The following is a 22,650-nucleotide window of genomic DNA, read 5'->3' as shown; positions in this document are numbered from 1 at the left end:
AAGGTGACTTGACCTTCGCGTGAACCGGAGGTTAAGGTGGATCAGAAGTTCCGCCGTCTGGATGCGAGCCCTCTCCCGGCCCGCGGGCCGGCGATAGAGAAGGAGCCGACGGGTGCAGATCAAGATCTCGACGCGACACGGCGAGCTGGCCCCTGCCCAGCGCGAGCGTCTGGAAGAGAAGGCGGGCAAGCTGACCAAATTCGGTCGGCTGATGTCGATCGAGATCGCGACCTTGCAGGAAAAGGGCGTCTGGAACGTGGAGTTCCAGGTGTCCGCCGAGCACAAGAACGACTTCGTGGCGACCGAGACGGGACCGACGCTGGAAGCTGCGACGGACCAGTGTCTGCATAAGATCGAGACTCAGCTCCGCCGCTATAAAGAAAAGATTCAGAACCACAAAGGCGACGTCCCCCAGAGCGGCGGCTCCGCGCGGGCGACCGGCCCGGAGCACCCCGGCGAGGGGGACTGATCGACCGGTCCCGGACGCCGTCGGATCGACCCCGAAGGACGTCCCCAGCCTTGAGATTCGGGCGCCGCACGGGCGCCCCCGCCTGGCGCGAGTCCCGACCTTCCCGGCGGGGCGGGCGACGCCGGCGAGACGATGATGAAACGATCGGCCTGGCGGCCCGTCGATGGAGGGGCGGATGAAGTTATTGGATTTCGTGGTCCGAGACAGCATTATTGTGGACCTCAAGGCCACGACGAAGGAAGCGGCGATCCGCGAGATGGTCGCCGGCCTCAACTCCGCCGGCCAGCTCGCCGACGGCGACGTGGAAAGCGTGATCCGAGCCATCCTGAACCGCGAGGAGCTGGGCTCCACGGGGATCGGCATGGGCGTAGCGGTCCCCCACACCCGCCATCCCACGCTTCAACGGCTGATCGGCACCGTGGCGCTGTCCCCCCAGGGGGTCGATTTCGCGGCCCTGGACGGCGAACCGGTCGACATCTTCTTCCTTCTGGTCTCCCCCCACAACCAACCGGGCGACCACCTTCGGGCGCTGGAAAACATCTCGCGGCACCTGAAGGACGAGCGCTTCGTCAGCTTCCTCCGGCAGTCGAAGTCGCCCCAGCAGGTCGTCGAGGTGCTTGAAGAGGCCGACGGGGCCGCCGTCTGATCTGCGTCGACGAGACCCGACGAACGCCGCACCCGCCGGCCCGGCCCGGCCTGGCATGCATGCCGATCGAGCCCCCCGCATGATCCACGAAACGACCGTCGCCCGCCGCTGGATCGAGATCGCGAACAGTCTGGGCCTCCACCTGCGGCCCGCCGACAAGTTCGTGAAGCTCGCGTTGCGGTATCGGTCGGACGTGCGGGTCCACTACAACGGCGGCGACTTCAACGGCAAGAGCATCCTCGACCTGACCTCGCTGGCCGCGGAGTGCGGCTCAAAGCTGGAGGTCGAGGCCCGAGGGCCCGACGCCGAGGAAGCCGTGGCCGCCCTGGCCGCCCTGGCCGAAGCGCGGTTCTACGAGGACGACGACGGCGAACCGATCGCCGATCCGCCCGCGGCCCCCGTCCCCGAAGCGGAGCCTCCCCGATGACCCTGGGGGTCGAAGGCTCATCGCTGAACCGGGGCGTCCGACCGCACGAGTCGCCGACTCCCGGCGATTCGGCCGCTTCCGAGCCGGCCGAACAGGTGCTGCGGGGCATCGGCGTGAGCCCGGGCATCGCCATCGGCCCGGTCATGGTGCTGGACCGTCGCGGCCTGCGTCTCCCCCCCCGAAGGGTTGCGCCGGAAGCCGTCCCCGGCGAGATCGCCCGCCTCGAAGCGGCGCTCGCGGCCGCCGCCGCCGAGGGTGCCGAGGCCGAGGCCGAGGCCCGCAGCCGGCTGGGCCGTCAGTACGCCGACATCCTCGCGGCGCACGCGGCGATGATCCAGGATCCGCAGCTCAAGGCCGACGCCCACGCTCGGATCGAACGACTGCAGATCTCGGCGGAGCACGCGGTCATCGAGGTGCTCGAGGCCCACGCCTCACGCCTGGAGAACCTCAGCGACTCCCACCTGGCCGCCCGCGCCGCCGACGTCCGCGACATCGAGGCGCGGATCGTCGCCCAGCTCGCCGGAGGCCGGCCGGCCTCGTTTCAGGACGAGCTGGAAACTCCCTCGCTGGTGCTGACCCACGATCTGACCCCCAGCGATGCGGCCCAACTCGACCCGACGCGGGTCCTGGGCTTCGCCACCGAGGCCGGCGGCCGGGCGAGCCACACGGCGATCGTCGCCGCGGCGCTCGAGATCCCGGCCGTGGTCGGCCTGGGTCCGGCCCTCGACCACGCCCGCTCGACCCGGCTGGCGATCGTCGACGGCGAACAGGGCGTCGTCATCCTCGACCCGTCGCCCGAGACCCTGGCCCGCCACCGAGCCGCGGCCGAGGAGCGGACGGCCCGCTACCGGACCCTCTCCGCCGAGACGGGCCTGCCGGCGACGACGGTCGACGACGTTGAAATCGGCCTGTACGCCAACATCGAGTTCATCGACGAGGCCGCCGCCAGTCGCAAGTGGGGGGCCGCCGGCGTCGGCCTCTTCCGCACGGAGTTCCTGTACCTTCGCTCTCCCGCCCCCCCCAGCGAGGACGAGCAGTTCGCCGCCTACGCCGAGGCGGTCCAAACCCAGGAAGGCCGCCCGGTCGTCATCCGGACGCTCGACCTGGGGGCCGACAAGCTGGCCCCCCACCTGGGCGTTGACGCAGGGGTCGAGGCCAATCCCGCCTTGGGTCTGCGCAGCCTGCGGTTCTCGCTCCGTCGCCCGGAGCTGTTCCGAACCCAGCTCCGCGCCATCCTGCGGGCCTCGGCCCTGGGGGACGTCCGCGTGCTGCTGCCGCTCGTCACCACCCTGAATGAGCTGCGCCAGGCTCGCGCCATCCTCGACGAGGTGGCCGCCGAGCTTCGCGCCGAGGGCCGCCCGCTTCGCGAGGCCCTGCCGCTGGGGCTCATGGTGGAAGTGCCGGCCGCCGCGATCATGGCCGACCGATTCGCAAAGGAGGTGGATTTCTTCTCCATCGGGACCAACGACCTGATTCAGTACGCGCTGGCCGTCGACCGCACCAACGAGACCGTCGCCGACCTCTACAGCGCCGCCGATCCCGCCGTCCTCCGCCTGATCGCCGGGGTCGTCGAGGCCGCATCGGCGCAGGGGATCCCCTGCGGCGTCTGCGGCTCAATGGGCGGAGAGCTGCTGTTCACGATTTTGCTTCTGGGGCTGGGCGTCCGCGAGTTGAGTATGCCGCCGCACCAGTTGCCGGAAGTTCGCCGCCTGATCCGCGGCGTGCGACTTGAGCAGGCGCGGGCCGTGGCCGCCGAGGCGCTGCGGCTCGACACCGCCGCCGAGGTCGTCGCCCTGCTGGAATCGGCCCTGCGGCCGGCCGAAACGGCCGCCGCGGCCCCAGCCGGCTGACCCACGCCGCACCCGACCCGACGCGCCGCAACGCGCGACCGACCGTCCCCCGGGTTCCCGCCCGGCCCCTCCGTCCAGCCCCCAGCGGCGACGGAGAGCGACGCCCCCGGGAACACTGACGCCGAACACGCACCCTGACCCGAACGAGACCAGCCGACCGGGCTCCCCCCCGATCCCAGCCGAGACGAACGCTCCACGAAGACGCCCTCGCTCACAGCGACGCCGGGCGCCGTGGCCGCGCTCCCTTGAGCGACGATCCGACCGGGACAGCACTGATCCGCCGGCCGATCGGCCGAAGCCTTCGCAACCATGACTCCAGCCGTCAAGGTCCGTCTCCGGTTCGCCAAACGCGGCGACCTCCGCCTGACCAGCCACCACGACCTTCTGCGCTGCCTTGAGCGGACGATCCGCCGCGCGGCCGTGCCGATCGCGTCGTCACAGGGCTTTTCGCCCCGCCCCAAGATCACCTTCGCTCTGGCGATGGCCCTGGGAATCGAGGGTCTAAGCGAGATCGTCGATCTGGAACTGACCGAGCCGACCGACCCCGACGCGCTGAAGGGCCGCCTGGCCGCCGCCTCCCCTCCGGGGATCGAATGGCTGGAGGCCGGGGCGCTGGAATCCTCCGCGTCCGCTCCTCGTCCCGCGTGGGCCGAGTATGAGATCCCCATCCCCGGGCCGCGCCGGGCCTCCCTGGCCGCCGCCCTCGACGCCCTTTTGCGGTCTGAAAGCCGCATCATCACCCGGCAGCGACCGGATCGGAAGCGCGACGTCGTCCTTGACATGCGACCGCTCCTGCTCGCCGCCGAACTGACCGAAGACGGGACTCTCCGCATCCGACTGAAGACGTCCTCCGACGGCTCGGTCCGCCCCGAAGAGGTGCTCGAATGCCTGGAAGTCCGCGACCTTCTCGAAGAAGGCGCCTTCCTGACGCGCACCCGCGTGGAGCTGGCCGACTGACCCCGTCCCGTCCCCGAACCAAAGCCGACCGCCGGGTTGCGTCCCCAAGGACCGACCGCCGTAACGATCACCGCTAACCGCAGCCACACCGGAAGACAGCGCATGAAGAAAGAAATGCTGATCAACGTGCTCCAGCCGGAGGAGTGCCGGATCGCCATCATCGAGAACGGCGTGCTGGAAGAGCTCTACGTTGAGCGCACCAGCCACGAGAGCTATACCGGCAATATCTACAAAGGCAAGATCGTCAACCTGGAGCCGGCCATCCAGGCCGCGTTCGTCGACTTCTCGGTCGGCCGCAACGGCTTTCTCCACGTCTCCGACGTCGAGGCCCAGTACTACGACCGCCACGGCGCCTCCGCCGACGACGAAGGGGACGACTTCGAGCCCCCCGCCCCGCCCCGCTCCCGCGAACCCTCGCGTGATCGCGACCGCGAGCCCCGCCGCCGTGATCGGGACCGCGATCGTGATCGCGAACGGCCCGATCTGTCCGTGAAGGGACGCCGCGACCGTTCGGAGTCGCCGCGCAACTTCGGCGAGGGACTCGTCGAGGGCCACGACGACGACTTCACCCCGCCGCCGCCCCCCGAAGCCCATCGCGAGCCCGCCTTCGAGGACGAGGACCGCGGACGAGGCCGCGAGGCGGGCCCGACCTCCTGGTCCAAGTCGACCGAATACGACCGCGACGTTGAGAGCGATCCGCTCGAATCGCGGTGGGGACGAACCTCTCGCCGCGACGAGCCCGAGCCGGCCGAGGCCGACCTTCCCCCGAACCGCACCGCCCGTCGGCAGTCGCCGACGCCGCCGGCCGAGCCCGAGCCCGACCTGGGACTCGGCTTCGAGCGCGACGACCGCGGCCGTCCCCGCTCCCTGTTCGGCGACCACGAACCGGCCGTCGCCCGCGGCCGCGGCCCGGCGCGCGAGGTCGAGCGCGAGCCCCTGCCCGAGCGCGAGCCGGAGCGCGAGGACTCGTTCGAGCCGGCTCCGTCGCCCTCCCGTCGCGAACGGCCTCGCCGAGGCAACGGCCGCGGCCGGGCCTCGCGTCCGCCGGTCCCCGAAGAGGAGACGCTCGAACCCGTCGAGTTCGAGGCCCCCTCGCCCGTCTCGGACGAAGAACCTTCCGACTTCGGCTCCGAGGCCCCGCCGCGACGCCGAGGCGGCCGGGCGGCGATCCGTTCCCGGGGCGGCGACCGTCCCGACCTGCGTCCCCGCGAGGTCGTCCCGACCACCCCGCCGCCGGCCGCTGAGCCTCCGGCTCCCCCCTCGCGGCGGACCCGGCCAGCCGCCGAGATCGAATCCCCTTACCGCTCGCCCGCCGAACCCGAGGTCGAACGCGAGCGCGACCGCGAACGGCCCGAGCGGCCGAGCCGGCAGCGAGCCCACGACCGCGCCGGCGAGCCCGGCTACGTCCCCCGCCGCGAACGCCTGAAGACGTCCGACTACGACTTCGGCGACCAGCCCGCCCCCCGCGGCTACGAGCCCCCCGAAGACGACGTCCGCGGCTTCGGCGCGGGAGTCGAGGAAGAGGTTGAGGCCGAGGCCGAGGCCGAGGGCGAAGGCGAAACCGAGTCTGGGACGGGCCGTTCCGAGGGCCGCACCCGCCGTCGCCGCCGCCGCGGCCGTCGCCGCGATCGCGAGCGTCCGGAGAGCCTCGAAACGCCGTCCACGGCCGACGAGTCGGCCGACGTCGCCGACGAAGAAGAAGAGGTCTCGTTCCGCGAGCCCGCCCGCCGTCGCCCCAGCAGCCGCCTGGAACGCGAAGACGTCGACGTCTTCGACGACCTGATCGGCGACGCCGACGACCTCCACGATCACGACCACGACGACGCCCCGCCGGCCGTCGAGGAGGAGATCGACCCCGAGCTGGAGCAGGAGATCCGCAAGGAGATCGAGGAGATCGAGGTTCTGGAGCGCGAGATGGGCCTGCGCGGCCCCGTCGAAGCCCGCCCCCATCGCGGCGAGGGCCGAGGCGGCCGAGGCGCGTCCAAGCCTCCCATCCAGGAGGTCTTCCGCCGCGGCGACGAGGTCCTCGTCCAGTGCATCAAGGAGAGCATCGGCACCAAGGGGCCGACCCTCTCCACCTACATCAGCATCCCCGGGCGTTACCTCGTCCTGATGCCGGGGCTCAACCGCGTCGGCGTCTCGCGCAAGATCGTCGACGAGGGCCAGCGCCGCAAGCTCCGCGAGATCATGCACGAGCTGAACCCGCCCAAGGGGCTCGGCTTCATCGTCCGGACCGCCGGCCTGGAGCGGTCCAAGCGCGAGCTGGCCCGCGACCTGGCCTACCTGCTGCGGCTCTGGAAGGTCATCCTCCGCCGCATCAAGAAGACCAAGGGCCCGGCCCCGATCTACCAGGAATCGGACATGATCACCCGGACCATCCGGGACGTCTTCACGTCCGAGATCGACACCATCTGGATCGACGAGCCGGCCGCCTTCGAGCGGGCTCAGGAGTTCCTCCGCGTGGTGATGCCTCGGTTCGCCAACCGGGTCAAGCTCTACGACGAGAAGATCCCCCTCTTCCACAAGTACGGGATCGAGGACGAGATCGCCAAGATCCAGCGCCGGCACGTCCCGCTGCCGGAAGGCGGCTCGATCGTCATCGACCAGACCGAGGCCCTCGTCGCCATCGACGTCAACTCGGGCAACTTCCGGGTCGAGGACGACGCCGAGCGCACGGCCTACGAGATGAACCTGCGGGCCGCCAAGGAGATCGCCCGGCAGCTCCGGCTGCGTGACCTCGGCGGAGTCATCGTCAACGACTTCATCGACATGCGTGAAGAGCGCCACCGTCGGGGCGTCGAACGGGCTCTCCGCGAGGCCATCAAGCGCGATCGGGCCCGCACCAAGGTGCTCCGCATGAGCGCCTTCGGCCTGATCGAGATGACCCGCCAGCGGATCCGGCCCAGCCTGAAGCGGTCGGTGTACGAGGACTGCCCGAACTGCAACGGCGCCGGCGTCGTCAAGTCGGCCGAGAGCATGGCAATCGACGTCATGCGGATCATCGCCCTGGCCTCGCACCGCGAGGACGTGCGGAAGATCCAGGTCACCGTCGGCTCCGCCGTCGCGACCTACCTCAACAACCGTAAGCGGAAGGCGATCGCCCGGATCGAGGCCGAAACCGGCATGTCCGTGATGATCAACTTCAAGGAAGGCGTCGCCGCGGAGCACCTCCAGATCGAGTGCTTCGACGCCAACAACGGCGAGGTCCGGGTCATGCCGAGCCCCTCCGCCGGCCACCATCACCACCGCCGCGGCCACTAAGCCGCGGTCGATTCTGGTCGCCCCTCCGCAACCCGGAGGGGCGGCCGGCGTGCTCCTCCAACCCGTTCCATACCCGTCTCAAGCGATGCTCTGTAGTCCCCTCTCCCCCCGGGAGAGGGCAGCCGCGCAGCGGCGGGTGAGGGTCGTGGGATTTCGGAGGGCACGTCGGATGAAATCCGGGACCATAACGGCCTTCCCCCCTGCAGGAGGAAGGTATCCGCTCAGGAGTTGTCAGTTGTCAGTTGCCAGAGAGGGACATGAGTCCAAACATCTGAGAGCTGAGAACTGCCAACTGAGAACTCCTCGGCGGTCGTCCCCCTCATCTGACCGCTTCGCGGTCCGTCTTCCCCCTCCAGGGTGAAGACGTCCTCGCCTCCAGTACTATGCTCGCCAGTCCGACGACCCTCACCCGGCTCTTCGGGCCACCCTCTCCCGGCGGGAGAGGGGACTCAGGCCGAGCCGATCGTCGAGGGGGGAAGCCTCCTTCCTTCGCTCCGCCCTGGAACACTCCCCATGTTCGACCCCACCGCCGGATACCCCACCCACCGCCCGCGACGCCTCCGGAGCCACCCTCGACTCCGCGACCTGGCGCGCGAGAACGTCCTGACGCGGGACGACCTGATCTATCCTCTGTTCGTCTATCACGGGAAGAATATCTCGCGTGAGATCCCCTCGATGCCCGGCCAGCGCCAGTGGTCGCTTGACCGGCTCCCCGAGCTGATCGACCAGGTCGTCGAGCTGAAGATCCCCGGCGTCATGCTGTTCGGCATCCCCGAGCACAAGGACGCCCACGGCTCGGCTGCGCTCCGGGACGACGGGATCGTTCAGGAGGCCGTGCGGCTCATCAAGAAGCGCTCGCCCGAACTCCTCACGATTACCGACCTCTGCTTCTGCGAATACACCGACCACGGCCACTGCGGGCCGCTCCACGAGGTCGCCGGCCGGATGGACGTCGACAACGACGCCACGCTGCCGAAGCTGGCCGAGCAGGCCGTCAGCCACTGCAAGGCCGGGGCCGACGTCATCGCCCCCTCAGGGATGATGGACGGCATGGTCCGAGCCATCCGTGCCGGGCTGGACGGATCGGGATTCACGCACATCCCGATCATGGCCTACTCGTCCAAGTTCGCGAGCGCGTATTACGGCCCCTTCCGCGAGGCGGCCGAGAGCGCCCCCAGCTTCGGCGATCGCCGCAGCTACCAGATGGATCCGGCCAACGGCGACGAGGCCGTCCGTGAGGCGGCGCTCGACCTGGCCGAAGGCGCCGACGTCATCATGGTCAAGCCGGCGCTGGCCTACCTCGACGTCGCCCGCCGCTTGAAGGACGAGTTCCGCGTCCCGCTGGCGGCGTACAACGTCTCGGGCGAATACGCCATCATCAAGGCCGCCGCCGAGCGGGGCTGGATCGACGAGCGGCGGATCGTCCTGGAGACGCTCACCGGCTTCAAACGCGCGGGGATCGACATGATCCTGACGTACCACGCCCCCGACGTCGCCCGATGGCTCCAGCAAGGTTGAATCAACCCGCCATGACCACCCCCGCCCGCTCCGTCCCCGGTTACGACTTGCCCAAAAGCTCCGCCGCGTTCGCCCGCGCGTCGAAGGTGATCCCCGGCGGCGTCAACAGCCCCGCGCGGGCCTTCGGCGCCGTCGGCGGTGAGCCGCCGTTCATGGCGGAAGCCCATGGCGCGTACCTGTTCGACGTCGACGGCCATCGCTACATCGACTACATCGGCTCGTGGGGCCCGATGATCGTCGGCCACACCCACCCGAAGGTGACCGCGGCGGTTTCCGAGGCCCTGGCGCTCGGCTCCAGCTTCGGGGCCCCCACGGAGCGCGAGGCCGAGATCGCCGAGGCCGTCGCGGCGGCCGTCCCGTCGATCGAGATGTGCCGATTCGTCTCGTCCGGGACCGAGGCGACGATGTCCGCGATCCGCGTGGCGCGGGGCTTCACCGGCCGGGACAAGATCGTGAAGATGGCCGGCTGCTACCACGGCCACGCCGATTGCCTGCTGATCCAGGCGGGCTCGGCCGCGACCACGCTGGGCGTCCCCAACAGCCCAGGCGTCACCCCGGGCGCGGCGGCCGACACCCTCCTCTGCCCGTTCAACGACGCCGACGCCGTCCGCAAGCTTCTCGAAGCCAACCCCGGCCAGGTCGCCGCCGTCCTGCTGGAGCCGATCGCCGGCAACATGGGCCTCGTGCCGCCCAGGCCCGGCTACCTGGAGGCCCTCCGCGAGCTGACCACCCAGCACGGGACGCTGCTGATCTTCGATGAGGTGATGACGGGCTTCCGCGTCGCCTACGGCGGGGCGCAGGAACGCTTCGGCGTCACGCCCGACGTCACCGCGCTGGGGAAGATCATCGGCGGCGGACTGCCGGCGGCGGCGTACGGAGCCTCACGCGAGATCATGACGAAGGTCTCGCCGACCGGCCCCATCTACCAGGCCGGCACGCTGTCCGGCAACCCGCTGGCCATGGCCGCCGGCCTGGCCACGCTGAATCTGCTCCGCGAGCCGGGAGTCTACGACCGCCTGGAAGCCCTCTCCGCGAAGCTCGCCGACGGACTGGAGAAGGCCGCACGCGACGCAGGCGTGCCGCACGTCGTTCAGCGCGTGGGGAGCATGCTCACCCTCTTCTTCCACGACGGCCCGATCCACGACTACGAGGACGCCAAGCGGTCCGACACGGCCCTATTCGCCCGCTTCTTCTGGGAGATGCTCGCCCGGGGCGTCTACCTCCCGTGCAGCCAGTTCGAGGCCGCCTTCGTCTCCGCCGCCCACACCGAGGCCGACGTCGACCACACCATCGCCGCCGCCCGCGAGGCCCTGGCGGCGGCTCGGGCCTGAGCCGTCGTCTCACGGCGTCTTCGCTGGGGCGACGACGAACGGAATGGCCGGCACCACTTGCGTCACGCTGTTGCGGCCGGTCGTCCGGATCGATCCACGAATCACGACGTTCTGGCGCAGGCCCGCTTTGACGCGAAGAGCGGCGGTCAGGGTCAAAACGCCCTCCGATTTGTCGGCGTCGATCAGGCCGGGCTTGGCCGTCACGCCCGGCGGCAGGCCGAGGGCCGTGAGCGCGACGGGGCCGGGAACCTCGGGACCGCGGACGACCTTCACCTTGACCTCGACCTCGCCGCCGGCGGGCAGTTGGATCGATCCCTCGGCGGGCCGATCCGCCGTCAGGGCGAACAGGGGTTCGGGAGCCTCGACAATCGCCAGCGAGTATTCTCGACACGGGATCGTGTGGCTCCAGGTGAAAGCCTGCATCACCGTCTCGGCGGCGTCAGCCGTGCGGACGACGGACTTGCCGCCTTCGTTCGCCGTGCCGACGATCCTCGGCGTGCAGACGCCCGGCGTTGCGCCTGCAGGCGCGGTGATGGTCAACGCCGCCTGGTTCTGCCCCGGCGCGAGCGTCGCGTCGCTCGCCGAGAAACCCGGCGGCAAGCCTTGAACGTCGATCGCGATCTCGGCCGCGTGGCCGTCCAGACGGAGGGCGTCGACGTTGACCACGACGGTCTCGCCTGGCCCCATGCGCAGGTTGTCGGGCGTGACCCGCAGCGAATAATCCGGCTGAGGCGGCCCGATCAGCAGGCGATAGCCATACGAATCGCCCCCCGCGAGTTGGGCGTCGCGGACCTGGACGACGTACTTGCCGGGAGAGAGGTCCCGGATCAGCCGAGGGTCGGCCTGATGCGTGAGGAGCGGCAGCCGAGCGTCGATCTCGTCGTCGTTCTCCGCCACGACGTTCCCCTTCTCGTCGAAGATCGTCAGCAGGGCATCGAGCGGCGACTCAAACCTTCGCGCCTGGATCTCGAACAGGAGGCGACGACGATCGGGAGGGACCGCGACGAGGAACCGATCGACGTCGCCGGGCCGATCGATGCGACCGTCGACGGCCGTCGGAATTGCGACCTCCTGCGGCGGCGCGTTGGACGACTCCCGTTCGGCCGTCGCCGGCCAGTCGCAGACGGCGATCGGCAGGGCGTTCGAGTGCAGCCCTCGGTTTTCGCGGACGATCTCGATCCGAGATGGGGCGTCGGGCGGGACGTTCAGAGTGAAGGTCGATTCCGGCAGGTTCGCGCCGAAGAGTTCAAGGGTCGTCGACTCTCCCCGACGCACGCCCAGCGGAAACGCGTGGGTGATCCGAGGAAGCTCCCCCACGTCCAGGCGGTAAACGAAATCCCCCCGGCCGCGGGTCAACTCGTCGCGAATCTCGATCGCGTATTCACCGTCGGCCTCAACGCGGTGGATCAGCAGGGGGTCGGGCCGGAAGCGGAAGTCGGCGGCCTCGACGATCTTTCGATTCCCAGGCCCGTACAGCACGAGCGACGACTCCAGCCAGGCCGGAACCGCATCGGCGATGAACGGCTTCACGCGACGGGCCGAGACGTCGAAGACAAGCGTCTGGCCGGCCTTCGCCTGGAACCGGAAAACGTCGCGGTCGGTCTCCGTGATCTGGCCATTGACGACCACCGGAAGGTCGCCGAGCGACTGCGGCGTCGCCAGCGCATTGGGCTCGGCCTCCAGGATCTCGCGGTGGTCGCCGACGAAGAAGCGATAGCGGTTGGAGACGCCCCCCGGCCCCAGGAGCCGCAGGTCTCGCTCACCCAACTCGGCGTCGGCCGCTACTTCAAGCTCGATCTTCGCTGACGTCGCCGAGGGCTCTCCAACGATCTTGCCCGAGACGCCTCCGCCCGAGACCCGCACATCGGTCGACGTCTTCAGATTCGTCCCCGTCACGGTCGCCTGCACCCGGGCCGTCCGGGCTCCGCCCGCCGGGAAGACGTAGGCGATCGACGGCGCGGCCGAGCGTCCGCTCCTGGCCTTCTTCGTTTGCGCGGCCTTGGTCTTCGGTTGGTCGGCCGCCCCGGCGCTCGTCGTCGGCGTCGACGTGAGTGCGAAGGCGAGACAGAGCGTCAAACCGGCGGCGATGCAAGCGATGCGAGCGGCGGGCCTCATGGTCGTTTCCCCTTTTCAATGCAGCTTCTTCCGGCCGGGCCGCTCGGCCTTCTTGACCTCGGCCGGCCTGGCCGCGGGCGCCGGTTTGGCGGGGCGTACAGACTCCAAAGCGCGATGAACGGCCTCTGGCGCGGGGGTGCGTTTCGCGGCGTCATCGGCGACGACCACGGCGGCGTCGGAGGCGTCGAACTCCCCCTTCGGCGTGGCGACGAGCCAGCCGCCGGTCCCCTGAGCCAGCGGCACGAGCGTCGCCAGCAGGGCGTCCTTGCGGGCGTCCCACAACTTGACCGCCCCTTCAGCCCCTGCCGTGGCGACGAGCAGCCCTTCCGGGTCGACGGCGACCGCGGACACGCTCTCCGCATGCCCGCGCAGGGTGTTCGCGACCGATCCTCCCGAGGTCACGACGCGGACCGTATGATCCGCCAGGGCGACGTACAGTCGGCCGTTCGCGGGATGGAACGCCGCGGCGATGGGCAGGCCGCCGCCCAGATCGACCTTGCGCGGGGGCGAGGCGTAGGGTTCGGCGGGCGTCGCAGCGGCCGCCTTGCGCGCGGCCTTCGTCGTCGGTTCCTCGGTCGACTTCACCCGAATCCGAACGCCTCGTCCCGTGGGTCCGCCGACGCAGGTGATCAGGGAAGAGCCGTCGCCCGGGCTGAAGGCCACGGCGGTCGGCGGCCCGTCGAGCGGGAACCATCGCTCCTGCCCCCAATCGCCCGTCCGGTAGAGCTTCAACTGGCGATCGCCCGTCGCGACGGCCAGCAACCCGCCGTCCGGACTGAACGCCAGGTCGACCGCCGAGCCGGGGACGTCGATCCTCGCGACGGGGTCGCCGCCCCCCTTCCAGACGCGAACCTTGCCGCCCGCCGACCCCGCCGCGATCAGGCCGCCCTCGCCCCGAGCCAGCGAGACGACGTCGCCCAGCGTCTCCTTCAACGCGGGCTTCACTGCGCCCGTGGCCGCATCGAGCAGGACGGGCCCCTCGCCGCCGGCCGCAACAGCGAGCGTTCCCGCGTCCACGAACACGACCGCCCGCACCTGGCCCGCGATCTTCCCGGCTCCCGCCCGCGAGCCGATCCGGCCGGCGGCGACGTCCCAGAGCAGGACCTCGCCGTAACCGCCCGAGGCCAGCCTCCGACCGTCGGGCGAGAACGCCAGCGCCGAGGCCGGCGCAAACGCCCCCCGGCGGATCTTCAACGGCGCGCCGGCCGACGTCGCGATCTCCAGCACGCTCGACGGCGCAGCAGAGCCGCCCGACGACGGGGGAGCGGCCGCCACGAGTCCCCCGGCCGGCAGCACGAACGCCAGAGCGACGAGGCGCAAGGCGGCGCGGTTCATGACCGTCCTCATCACATGATCTCCTTGAGCACGCCCCCGGTCGGGACGTCGCCGGCGCTCAAGGGGGTGACGTGAGCCACGCAGCCGAGCGGATGCGGCAGGCGACCCATCGGGTCAATCCCCAGCAACTGGTACATGCTGGCCGAGAGGTCCCACGGGTAGATCGGCCGATCCTTGAGGCGCTCGCCTCGGGCGTCGCTGGAGCCGAGGACATGCCCCCCCTGGAATCCGCCGCCGGCGACCACCGCCGAGAAGACCGCGCCGAAGTGGTGCCGACCGCCGAACCACGGCGGCGCGGCCTGGACCTGAGGCGTGCGGCCGAACTCGCCGTACCAGAGGACGATGGTCGAATCGAGCAGCCCACGGTCGGCCAGGTCGGCGAGCAGCGTGGCGAAACCGCCGTCGAGCGTCGGCGCCTGCCGCTTCTCCAGAGCCCCGAAGTTGTCGGTGTGGGTGTCCCAACCGCCCATGTTGATGGTGACGAAGGGGACGCCGTGCTCCACAAGCCGACGAGCCAGCAGGCAGCTCTGGCCGAACGGGTTGCGGCCGTAGCGATCGCGGAGTTCGTCCTTCTCGCCGGAGAGGTCGAAGGCCTTGCGAGCGTCGCCGAGGATCAGGTCGTAGGCCTTGCCGCGGTGTGCGTCCAGCTCGCGCGAGGCGGGATCGTCCTCGACCTCGCGGGCCATCGCGTCGAGTGTCGCGACGAGGCCGCGACGCTGCTGGATCCGCTCGTTGGTCGCACCGCGAGGCGGAACCAACCCCTGAACGCGGAAGTCCTTCGAGTTGGGGTCTCCGCCGGTGGCGAAGCTCCTGGCAGACGAGCCGAGGAAGCCCGCCTCGGAGATCCTTCCCAGAGGCTGGGTCAAGGTGACGTAAGGAGGCAGGCCGTTGGCCGTCGAGCCGCCGGGAGCGCGAAGCTGCGCGACGACCGAGCCGACCGTCGGATAGACGACGTCGTCGGTCGGGCTCGTGCAGGTCATCATCATGTAGGTCGCCGTCTCATGGCTGTTGTTGCCGTGAGTCATGCCGCGGAGGATCGTGAACTTGTCGGCCTGTTCGGCGAGCTTCGGCAGGAGCTGGCTGATGAACGTCCCCGGCACCTTCGTCTGGACGGGCTTGCGAAGCGGCCCGGTGATCGCCTCGGGGGCGTCGGGCTTGGGGTCGAAGGTGTCGATCTGCGACGGGCCGCCCCCCATCCAGAGTTGGATCACCGACCGCGCCCGAGGCGCGGGGGCGACCTCGCCCCGAGCCCGCAGCGCGAGCCAGTCGGCCGCGGAGAGACCCAGCAGACCGAACGTCCCGACTCGAAGGAAATCGCGACGGCCGACGCCGTCGCAGGTGCGGGTCAAGGCGCCGTAGCGGATGTCGAGCATGACGAAGCCCTCCCGACCGGCCGAGGCCCTTTCCATCGGCCTCGGCGACTCGGTGCGGTTCCCTAGGGTTCAACGATTGAACAGGAATTCCTTGGTGTTGAAGAGCGCCCAGAGCAGGTCGCGGAGCGCCTGCGGACGGACCTTGGGGTCGCGCGTCAGAAGGTCGACGGCGGCCTTGCGCTCGGCCTCGCTGGGCCTGCGGCTGAGGGTCGCCAGATAGAGCCGCTCGACGGTCGCGGCGTCCGGCTCGTGCGAATCCAGCATCTGCTTGAGCACGGCGCTGGCGGCGATCTTGGATTCCAGGTGATCCGAGTTCGCCAGATAGAGGGCCTGGCGCAGAGTCGGCTCGTCGTCCCGCTCGCGCTCATAGGGCGTGTCGCGAGCCGGTCGGCCGAAGAGTTCCAGGAACGGGAAAGGCGACTCCTCAATGTTGCCGTCCGTCAACTGCACGGCGCGGGTGTCGGGCGGCAGGATCGTGAAGGGCTCGGGGATGCGGCTGGTGAACTTCTCGGGCGTCCCGGTGATCTGCACGAAGGCGTCCAGCAGTTGCTCGGCCGAGAGCCGCCGCGGTACGTGGTGTGAGAAGCAGGCGAAGTCGTCGGCGTTCTCGGGCCTGGTCTTCGACGACGCCTGGTAGGTCTTCGAGTTGAGGATCAGGCGGAACAGGTGTTTCAGGTCGTAGCGGCTGGCGACCACCTCGTAGGCCAGGCGGTCGAGCAGTTCGGGCTGCGACGGCGGGTTGGACGGGCGGAAGTCGTCGGGCTCGTGGACGATCCCCCGGCCCAGCAGCCAGAACCAGACCCGGTTGGCGATCGCGCGAGCGAAGTCCTCGTCGGCCGGCGAGGTCATCCATTCAGCCAGCGTGCGCCGGGGGTCCTCGTCCGGGCCGAACGTCAGGGGCTGACCGCCCGGCAGTCGAGGGGCGACGACCTGGTTGGTGCGCGGGTCGCGGACGACGCCTTTAGGGTTGTAGTAGACGACCTCCTCCTTCCACTCGTTGGACGGCTTGAAGCCGACCCGGGCGAAGAAGGCGGCGAACGCGAGTTCATCGTCCTGGGTCCACGAATCGTCCGGGTGGGCGTGGCAGCGGGCGCAGGCGGTCCGCTTGCCGAGGAAAACCAGGGCCGTCGCGTCGGCGAAGGTCTGGGGATTCTTGCCGGCCGCGGCGCGGCAGTAGTTGGCCGGACCGTCGCGGAAGTTCGATCCGTAGGCGGTCAGCAATTCGCGGACGAACTGGTCGTAGGGTTTGTCGGCGGCGATGCTCTCGCGGATGTACCGCGTATACGAGGCGACCGCCTTGGGCCAAAGTCGACTGGGATATTCGCTCTTGATCCGCAGCAGGTCGCCCCACTTCATGGTCTGAAAGTCGACGAAGTCCTCGCTGGCGAGGAGACGGTCGATCAGACGGGCCCGCTTGTCGGCGGTCGAATCATCGAGGAACGCGACGACCTCCTCGGGCGAAGGGAGGCGACCGGTCACGTCCAGGCTGACGCGCCGGAGGAACGTCGCATCGTCGCAGGTCTCTGATGGAGGAATCCCCAGCAGACGCAGCCTCGCCAGGACGGCGTCGTCCACGACGTTCGCCGGTCGAACGTCAGGGAAGCCGCCGGGAAGGTCGCGAGGGACGACCAGCATCATCGAACCGAACCGGTGCTGGTACGACGCCGAGACAGCCGCCTGCCCCGGCGCGACGGCCTTCGCCGAACCGTCGGCGTCGACGGTCGCCACCTTGGGATCCGACGACCGGACGACGGCCTCTCGGGTGACGTCGCGGCGTGCGCCGTCGGTCAGGACGGCCGTCACCTTGACCTGGGCGTGACTCCCCGGCGCGAACACGGCCTGACGCGGCGTGACTTCCAAAGCCACGACGCCGGGAAGGCGGGGGTCGTCGAGTCGGGCTCCCTGGGCGATCCAGGCCGTCAACAGCGCGGCCTCCGGAGAAGAAGGCTCGAACCGACGTTTGCCGCCGTGCTCGACCTGGCCGGTCGCCTTGAGGATCATCAGGCTTCGCGCGGGCTCGACGCGGTCGATGCGCCGGCCGTGGGCGTCGGCCGTGAAAGCTTCGTGGTCAAGCGTCGCGTCGCCGCCAAAGAGCGACAGCGAGAGCCCCCCCTTCCCCTTCGACGAGCCGTGACAGTCCACGGCGTTGCAGCCGCCCCGGCTCAGGAGCGGGGCCACCTGCTTCGCGAAAACGACGCTCGTCTCGGCCGGGACGGTCCGGTCCAGGCGGTCCTCGACCGGCGTCTGCGCCAGGCCGACCGACACGCCGGCCAGGGCGGCGAGAGCCGTCGCGGCAAGCCGGGCGAGCCCCGAGATTCCGCTCATCGTTCCACCTCGCAGGAGTCGTCGACGGGGGCGCGAGAGGCCGCCACGGCCTCGATCTCAACGAGCAGATCGGGGCGGCAGACGTCGGCCAGCGTGAACACGACGGGGACGCCGTCGATCCGCTCCCGACATGCCGCGAGGACGGCGTCCCGATCGCTCTCACGCTTGATGTAGACCCGGGCGCAGGTCAGGTCGTCGAGCGTCGCACCCCGGCCGGGGAGGTCATGGCGGGCCAGGTTCGCCTCGCCGATCAGCGCGGCGATGTTCTCCAGCGTCTCGTGCGTCTGGGCGGCGGCGTCGCCGACGTGGCGGGTCTCCGAGGCAGTGATGCTCGCCGTGCCGGAGACGAGGATCAAGGCCTCGCGACCGACCGCCAGCGCCATCCCTCGCGAGAACTTGGGGCTCGAAGGACTGTAAACGGCCGAGTAGTCGAAGGCCGGGGTCTGACGGGGGTTCTCCAGCGGTACGGCCCGAACGTCGCTACGGGCGGATTCCATCGCCAGGGCTCCCATGCGGATCCCTCGTCCGGTCGTTCCGATGCCGGTGCTGGCGGGAAACTGTGGCCGGCGGCGGTTGCCGTTGAAAGGATAGAGCCGCGACAGAAAGGCAACCGAGCGATAGACGTCCGCCCGCGCCCGATTCAACTCCTTGTAGCGTTGGGTATCCCCCTCGGGACCGACGATGTCGCCCAGATGCAGCCAGGTGCGGACCACGGCGTCGAGCCCTGAGCCGGCGCGACCCAGGGCGACGATCAGCGAGCGGAGCGTCGCGAGCGTCTGAGAATGCACCGCCGCAACGCCTGCTGCGTCCGGGCCGGGCTCGAAGCCGTCGGCGTGCAGCCACGCGACCCCGTTCGCCGCCGCGCAGACCAACCGCTCCTCCATCCGCCGGATCGCGACGTCGGATTCGCCGCGGCCGACGGACCAGACCTCCATCGCCATGCGGCTCCCGTCGGCCGGCGGCTGAGGGACGAACGAGGTCGCCGGCCAGTCCCCGCTGTAGAAGGCGCGCAGAACCTCGCGACAAGGCTCGACATCGTCCTCGTCGGCGAGAAAGACGGTCTGCCGGACGACCGAGCGTCTCGCCCCAATCTCATCGAGCGCAGCCCCGAGCATGCCAACGGCGTCCGCCGCCTCCGCCGCGGCCGAATCGCCGGGACGCGGCGTCGCCACGAGAAAAGCATGCTGCACCGCTTCCACATCGATCAACGAACCCCTGACCCGATCGCGATGCACGCGCCGGATCGGCGATGGAGGCGACGGAGGACCTCCCACATCCGCGGATCGTCCGGTCCATCGGGTGACCGATTCGCGACGGGTTAGCCGCATGGCGAAGCCTCCACACTCGAAGAGAAAAGGGCGCAACGCCTCCGCACAGACCCTCGTCGGGTCCACTCGTCGCGGGCGTCGTCCGATAAGGCGGGTGCCTGAGAACGCGGGGTCGTCGGCGTTCCTTGAACCGAGGCGGGAGGAACCTTGGATGCAAAGGCAGGATGCGACGGACCTTCACCGGCTGTTGGCGGGCCTCGTCCGGTTCGCCAACTGGAACCTAACGCGCACTGCAGGACTCCTCAAGCGAAATTCGTCGAAATCAACTGTTGTTTCCGACAACACTGAAACACCGTTGCCGGCGTGAAGTATCGAATCCGGAGAGGGTTTTCGTGGTCACGATCCAAATTTCAGATCGAACGAGACGCTTCGAACTGCGGCGGTAGCCTAAGCGGGGGGACGGCCCTAAGATTGAGATGAACCTCTCCAGGAATCCAACGAACACAGGCAGGCCCCCATGGCGACGACTGCGGCGGGGTTTCGAGGATCCGGGACGCGATCGTTCAAACCCGGGGACCGGGAGCGGATCGAGGATCGCACGAGGGCGATTGGTCGGGAGCTGTTCGCGCGGGTCGGGAGAGCGTCACGACCCTGGCGAAGGGCGTGGTGGGAAGATCGCTTCATGGCGACGACCCTCGACGACCCGGAAGTCCGCGTCCAGCTTTTCCGGTTCATCGACGTGCTGCCGGCGTTGAAGACGGCCCCGGCCGTCCGTCGGCACCTGGCGGAGTATCTCGACGAGGCCGGCGACCGCGTCCCCTGGTGGCTGCGGACCGCCGTGGCCCTCGCGCCGCCGGGCTCAGAGCGAGAGGAGATGCTGGCGGCCTCGGCGCGGACGGCCGCCGGGCTGATGGCCCGCAAGTTCATCGCCGGCTCGACGCCCGAGGAGGCGTTCCAGACGGTCCTCAAGCTTCGGGCGAAGAAGGTCGCCTTTACGGCCGACCTGCTGGGCGAGGCCGTCATCAGCGAGGCTGAGGCCGACGCCTACCAGCAGACGTGCCTGCACTTGCTCAAGGGCCTGGCCGGCCCACTCGCCGCCCGTCCGGAAATCCCCCAGATCGACCGCGACGTCGACGGGCCGATCCCTCGCGTCAACCTCTCGCTCAAGCTCTCCAGCCTGACGACCTGGTTCGACCCGATCTCCCCCGCCGGGACCATCGCCCGCACGGCCGAGCGACTCCGCCCCATCCTCCACACGGCCCGGGAGTTAGGGGCGTACGTCCACGTCGATATGGAGCAGTACGACTACCGGACGCTCAGCTACGACCTCTTCGAGGCCGTTCTGTCCGAACCTGACTTCCGAGACTGGCCCGACGTCGGCATCGTCGTCCAGGCGTACCAGCCCGACGCCGAGGCCGAGCTGCGTCGGCTCAACGAGTTCGTCGAGCGCCGGGGCGCTCCGATCACCATCCGCCTGGTCAAGGGAGCGTACTGGGATTACGAGGTCCTCACCTCCCGCCGCCACGGCTGGCCTGAGCCCGTCTTCCTTCACAAGTGGCAGAGCGACGCCAACTACGAGCGTTGCACGCGGTTCCTGATGGAGCATCGAGCCAACCTCCGCCCGGCCTGCGCCAGCCACAACCTGCGAAGCCTGGCCCACGCCATCGCCACGGCCGAAGTTCTCGGCCTCCCGATCGACGCCTACGAGTTGCAGACCCTCCACGGCATGGGCGACGCCATCAACGACGCCCTCGTCGAGCGCGGCTGTCGGGTGCGGGTCTACACGCCTTATGGGGCCATGTTGCCGGGGATGGCGTATCTCGTCCGCCGGCTGCTGGAAAACACTTCGAACGAATCCTTCCTCAAGGCCAGCGGCGCGTCGGGTGCCGCCGTCGACGACCTCTTGCGCGACCCCGAGGAGACCGGAGCCATGTGGACCAAAACCCGGAAGCGTGGAGCCCTCCCCTCCGAGCCGTCGCCGACGCCCGCCCTCCCTGACGTCTCCAATCTCCCCCCCTTCCGCAACGAGCCCGTCGCCGATTTCGCCCGCGCCGAGAACCGCCGAGCAATGCAGCAGGCGATTGAAAAGGTGCAGCACGAGTTGGGCCGGCATTACCCGTTGATCGTCGACGGCGAGCGGATCGACGCCCCGGTCCATGCCGAAGTCATCTCGGGCGTCACATCGCCCCCGCCGCAGTACGACTCCTCGGTCGACCCCAGCCATCTCTCGCGGGTCGTCGGTTACGTCTCCCGGGCCGACGCCGGGCATGCCGACCGGGCGATCGCTGCGTCGAAGGCTGCCCTGCACTCGTGGTCGGCGACGCCCCCTGCCCAACGCGCCGCGGTCCTGGTGAAGGCGGCGGCTCTGATGCGCGAGCGGAAGTACGAGCTGGCCGCCTGGGAGGTCTACGAGTGCGGCAAGCCCTGGCGCGAGGCCGACGCCGACGTCGCCGAGGCGATCGACTTCTGCGAGTTCTACGCCCGCGAGATGATCCGCCTGTCCGAGCCTCGCCGCCGCGACGTCCCCGGCGAAACGAACGTCTGCGACCGCCTCCCGCGTGGGGTCGCCGTGGTCATCCCCCCCTGGAACTTCCCCCTGGCCATCCCCTGCGGCATGACCGTCGGCCCGCTGGTCGCCGGCTGCCCGGTGATCCTCAAGCCGGCCGAGCAGTCGCCGATCATCGCCTCGAAGCTCGTGGAGATCCTCCTGGAAGCCGGCGTGCCGCCGGGCGTGCTGCACTTCCTCCCGGGCGAAGGCGAAGTGGTCGGCCAGGCTTTGGTGAACGACCCGCGCGTGGCGGTGGTCTCGTTCACGGGCTCCCGGGCGGTCGGGCTCCTGTTGAACCGGCAGGCGGCCGAAACGCCCAAGGGGCAGAACCACGTCAAGAAGGTGATCGCCGAGATGGGGGGGAAGAACGCGATCATCGTCGACGACGACGCCGACCTTGACGAGGCCGTGGTGGGCGTCCTCCAGAGCGCCTTCGGCTACGCCGGCCAGAAGTGCTCGGCCTGCTCGCGGGCCGTGGTTCTGGAGGGGGTTTACGACGCCTTCCTCGCTCGGTTGGCCGAGGCCGGCAAGTCGCTTCGCGTCGGACCGGCCGACGATCCGGATACCTTCGTCGGCCCGGTCATCGACGCCGACGCCCGCAAGCGAATCCTCGAATACCGCGAGATCGCCAGGCAGGAAGGTCGCGTCGTGCTCGACGTGGACGTCTCGGAGATCGCCGATCGCGGCACGTTCGTCGGCCCGCTGATCGTCGCCGACGTGAAGCCGAACGCCCGAATCGCCCAGGAGGAAGTCTTCGGCCCGATCCTGGCCGTCATCAAGGCGAAGGACCTGAACGACGCCCTGACGATCGCCGAGGGAACCGACTACGCCCTGACCGGCGGCCTCTACTCGCGCAGCCCGGTCACCATCGAACGCGTCCGCCGAGAGTACCGCGTCGGCGACCTCTACATCAACCGCACGATCACCGGCGCCCTGGTCGCCCGCCAGCCGTTCGGCGGCTTCAAGCTCTCAGGAGTCGGCGCCAAGGCCGGGGGCTCCGAGTATCTCCTGGAATTCCTCCTCACCCGCTCCATCACCGAGAACACGATGAGGCGCGGCTTCGCGCCGGAGGATCTGTCGACGAGCGAGGAGTGAGGGAGAGGGCCCAACTACCGTCTTTCTCGCCTGGGAACTCTACTTTCCGCAACTTGGTGCATCCAGAAAGGTCGGCGAGTCCGCGCGGCGGGGGCTGTCGTCAAGTCAGCCCCTCATTTGAGGAGGGACCCG

14 protein-coding genes are annotated in these 22,650 nt (G+C 69.7%); 9 read left to right on the top strand and 5 right to left on the bottom strand.

The features are described from left to right. The first annotated feature begins 112 nt into the window (after window positions 1-112). The 8 genes from G5C50_RS14500 to hemL all read left to right on the top strand — a co-directional run bounded on the left by G5C50_RS14500 (window position 113) and on the right by hemL (window position 10,459). Window positions 113-469, top strand: coding sequence for an HPF/RaiA family ribosome-associated protein (locus tag G5C50_RS14500; protein ID WP_165070576.1), 357 nt, complete (start codon window positions 113-115; stop codon window positions 467-469). Between the two features lie 175 nt (window positions 470-644). Then, complete coding sequence (locus G5C50_RS14495; protein WP_165070575.1) at window positions 645-1,115, top strand: PTS sugar transporter subunit IIA; 471 nt, start codon at window positions 645-647, stop codon at window positions 1,113-1,115. 79 nt (window positions 1,116-1,194) lie between these two features. Beyond that, on the top strand, window positions 1,195-1,542 hold the full coding sequence (locus G5C50_RS14490; RefSeq protein WP_165070574.1) for an HPr family phosphocarrier protein: 348 nt from the start codon (window positions 1,195-1,197) through the stop codon (window positions 1,540-1,542). After that, a complete protein-coding gene (gene ptsP, locus G5C50_RS14485) occupies window positions 1,539-3,392 on the top strand; it encodes a phosphoenolpyruvate--protein phosphotransferase (RefSeq protein WP_165070573.1) in 1,854 nt (617 codons plus the stop codon). Before G5C50_RS14490 ends, ptsP begins: the two co-directional genes overlap by 4 nt. Window positions 3,393-3,701: 309 nt before the next feature. Beyond that, window positions 3,702-4,349, top strand: a complete 648-nt coding sequence (locus G5C50_RS14480) for a TIGR03936 family radical SAM-associated protein (RefSeq protein ID WP_165070572.1) — start codon at window positions 3,702-3,704, stop codon at window positions 4,347-4,349. A 102-nt stretch (window positions 4,350-4,451) separates the two neighbouring features. Next, a complete protein-coding gene (locus G5C50_RS32350) occupies window positions 4,452-7,610 on the top strand; it encodes an Rne/Rng family ribonuclease (protein ID WP_206107707.1) in 3,159 nt (1,052 codons plus the stop codon). 513 nt (window positions 7,611-8,123) lie between these two features. Beyond that, window positions 8,124-9,128, top strand: a complete 1,005-nt coding sequence (gene hemB / locus G5C50_RS14465; RefSeq protein WP_165070571.1) for a porphobilinogen synthase — start codon at window positions 8,124-8,126, stop codon at window positions 9,126-9,128. Further along, window positions 9,125-10,459 (top strand): glutamate-1-semialdehyde 2,1-aminomutase, encoded by a 1,335-nt coding sequence (hemL, locus tag G5C50_RS14460; RefSeq protein ID WP_165070862.1) that lies wholly within the window; start codon window positions 9,125-9,127, stop codon window positions 10,457-10,459. The genes hemB and hemL overlap by 4 nt, the downstream gene beginning before the upstream one ends. A 9-nt stretch (window positions 10,460-10,468) precedes the next feature. Here the strand turns inward: hemL and G5C50_RS14455 are convergent, their stop codons facing one another. From G5C50_RS14455 to G5C50_RS14435, 5 genes are all read right to left on the bottom strand, one after another. Beyond that, window positions 10,469-12,574: a COG1470 family protein gene (locus G5C50_RS14455; protein ID WP_165070570.1), complete on the bottom strand. Its 2,106-nt coding sequence runs from the start codon at window positions 12,572-12,574 to the stop codon at window positions 10,469-10,471. A gap of 15 nt (window positions 12,575-12,589) precedes the next feature. Beyond that, complete coding sequence (locus tag G5C50_RS14450; RefSeq protein ID WP_165070568.1) at window positions 12,590-13,921, bottom strand: WD40 repeat domain-containing protein; 1,332 nt, start codon at window positions 13,919-13,921, stop codon at window positions 12,590-12,592. Then, window positions 13,921-15,282, bottom strand: a complete 1,362-nt coding sequence (locus G5C50_RS14445; protein ID WP_165070567.1) for a DUF1501 domain-containing protein — start codon at window positions 15,280-15,282, stop codon at window positions 13,921-13,923. The genes G5C50_RS14450 and G5C50_RS14445 overlap by 1 nt, the downstream gene beginning before the upstream one ends. 69 nt (window positions 15,283-15,351) lie before the next feature. Next, window positions 15,352-17,607, bottom strand: coding sequence for a DUF1553 domain-containing protein (locus G5C50_RS14440; RefSeq protein ID WP_165070566.1), 2,256 nt, complete (start codon window positions 17,605-17,607; stop codon window positions 15,352-15,354). Beyond that, window positions 17,604-18,797 (bottom strand): RidA family protein, encoded by a 1,194-nt coding sequence (locus G5C50_RS14435; protein ID WP_165070565.1) that lies wholly within the window; start codon window positions 18,795-18,797, stop codon window positions 17,604-17,606. Before G5C50_RS14435 ends, G5C50_RS14440 begins: the two co-directional genes overlap by 4 nt. Before the next feature lie 595 nt (window positions 18,798-19,392). Between G5C50_RS14435 and pruA the strand changes: the two genes are divergently transcribed. Beyond that, window positions 19,393-22,518 (top strand): L-glutamate gamma-semialdehyde dehydrogenase, encoded by a 3,126-nt coding sequence (gene pruA / locus G5C50_RS14430; RefSeq protein WP_165070563.1) that lies wholly within the window; start codon window positions 19,393-19,395, stop codon window positions 22,516-22,518. The last annotated feature ends 132 nt before the right edge of the window (window positions 22,519-22,650 follow it).

Source organism: Paludisphaera rhizosphaerae (genome assembly GCF_011065895.1).
Classification (GTDB): Bacteria; Planctomycetota; Planctomycetia; order Isosphaerales; family Isosphaeraceae; genus Paludisphaera; species Paludisphaera rhizosphaerae.
The sequence above is the reverse complement of the archived record's forward strand: the minus strand, read 5'-3'. Positions and strand labels throughout refer to the sequence as shown.

What these genes read in the sequence shown, in the direction of transcription:
- hemB (WP_165070571.1), top strand. Translation starts at nt 8,124, where the DNA reads ATGTTCGACCCCACCGCCGGATACCCCACCCACCGCCCGCGACGCCTC.
- ptsP (WP_165070573.1), top strand. Translation starts at nt 1,539, where the DNA reads ATGACCCTGGGGGTCGAAGGCTCATCGCTGAACCGGGGCGTCCGACCG.
- G5C50_RS14440 (WP_165070566.1), bottom strand. Translation starts at nt 17,607, where the DNA reads ATGAGCGGAATCTCGGGGCTCGCCCGGCTTGCCGCGACGGCTCTCGCC.
- G5C50_RS32350 (WP_206107707.1), top strand. Translation starts at nt 4,452, where the DNA reads ATGAAGAAAGAAATGCTGATCAACGTGCTCCAGCCGGAGGAGTGCCGG.
- G5C50_RS14490 (WP_165070574.1), top strand. Translation starts at nt 1,195, where the DNA reads ATGATCCACGAAACGACCGTCGCCCGCCGCTGGATCGAGATCGCGAAC.
- pruA (WP_165070563.1), top strand. Translation starts at nt 19,393, where the DNA reads ATGGCGACGACTGCGGCGGGGTTTCGAGGATCCGGGACGCGATCGTTC.
- G5C50_RS14455 (WP_165070570.1), bottom strand. Translation starts at nt 12,574, where the DNA reads ATGAGGCCCGCCGCTCGCATCGCTTGCATCGCCGCCGGTTTGACGCTC.
- G5C50_RS14495 (WP_165070575.1), top strand. Translation starts at nt 645, where the DNA reads ATGAAGTTATTGGATTTCGTGGTCCGAGACAGCATTATTGTGGACCTC.
- G5C50_RS14480 (WP_165070572.1), top strand. Translation starts at nt 3,702, where the DNA reads ATGACTCCAGCCGTCAAGGTCCGTCTCCGGTTCGCCAAACGCGGCGAC.
- G5C50_RS14450 (WP_165070568.1), bottom strand. Translation starts at nt 13,921, where the DNA reads ATGAGGACGGTCATGAACCGCGCCGCCTTGCGCCTCGTCGCTCTGGCG.
- G5C50_RS14445 (WP_165070567.1), bottom strand. Translation starts at nt 15,282, where the DNA reads ATGCTCGACATCCGCTACGGCGCCTTGACCCGCACCTGCGACGGCGTC.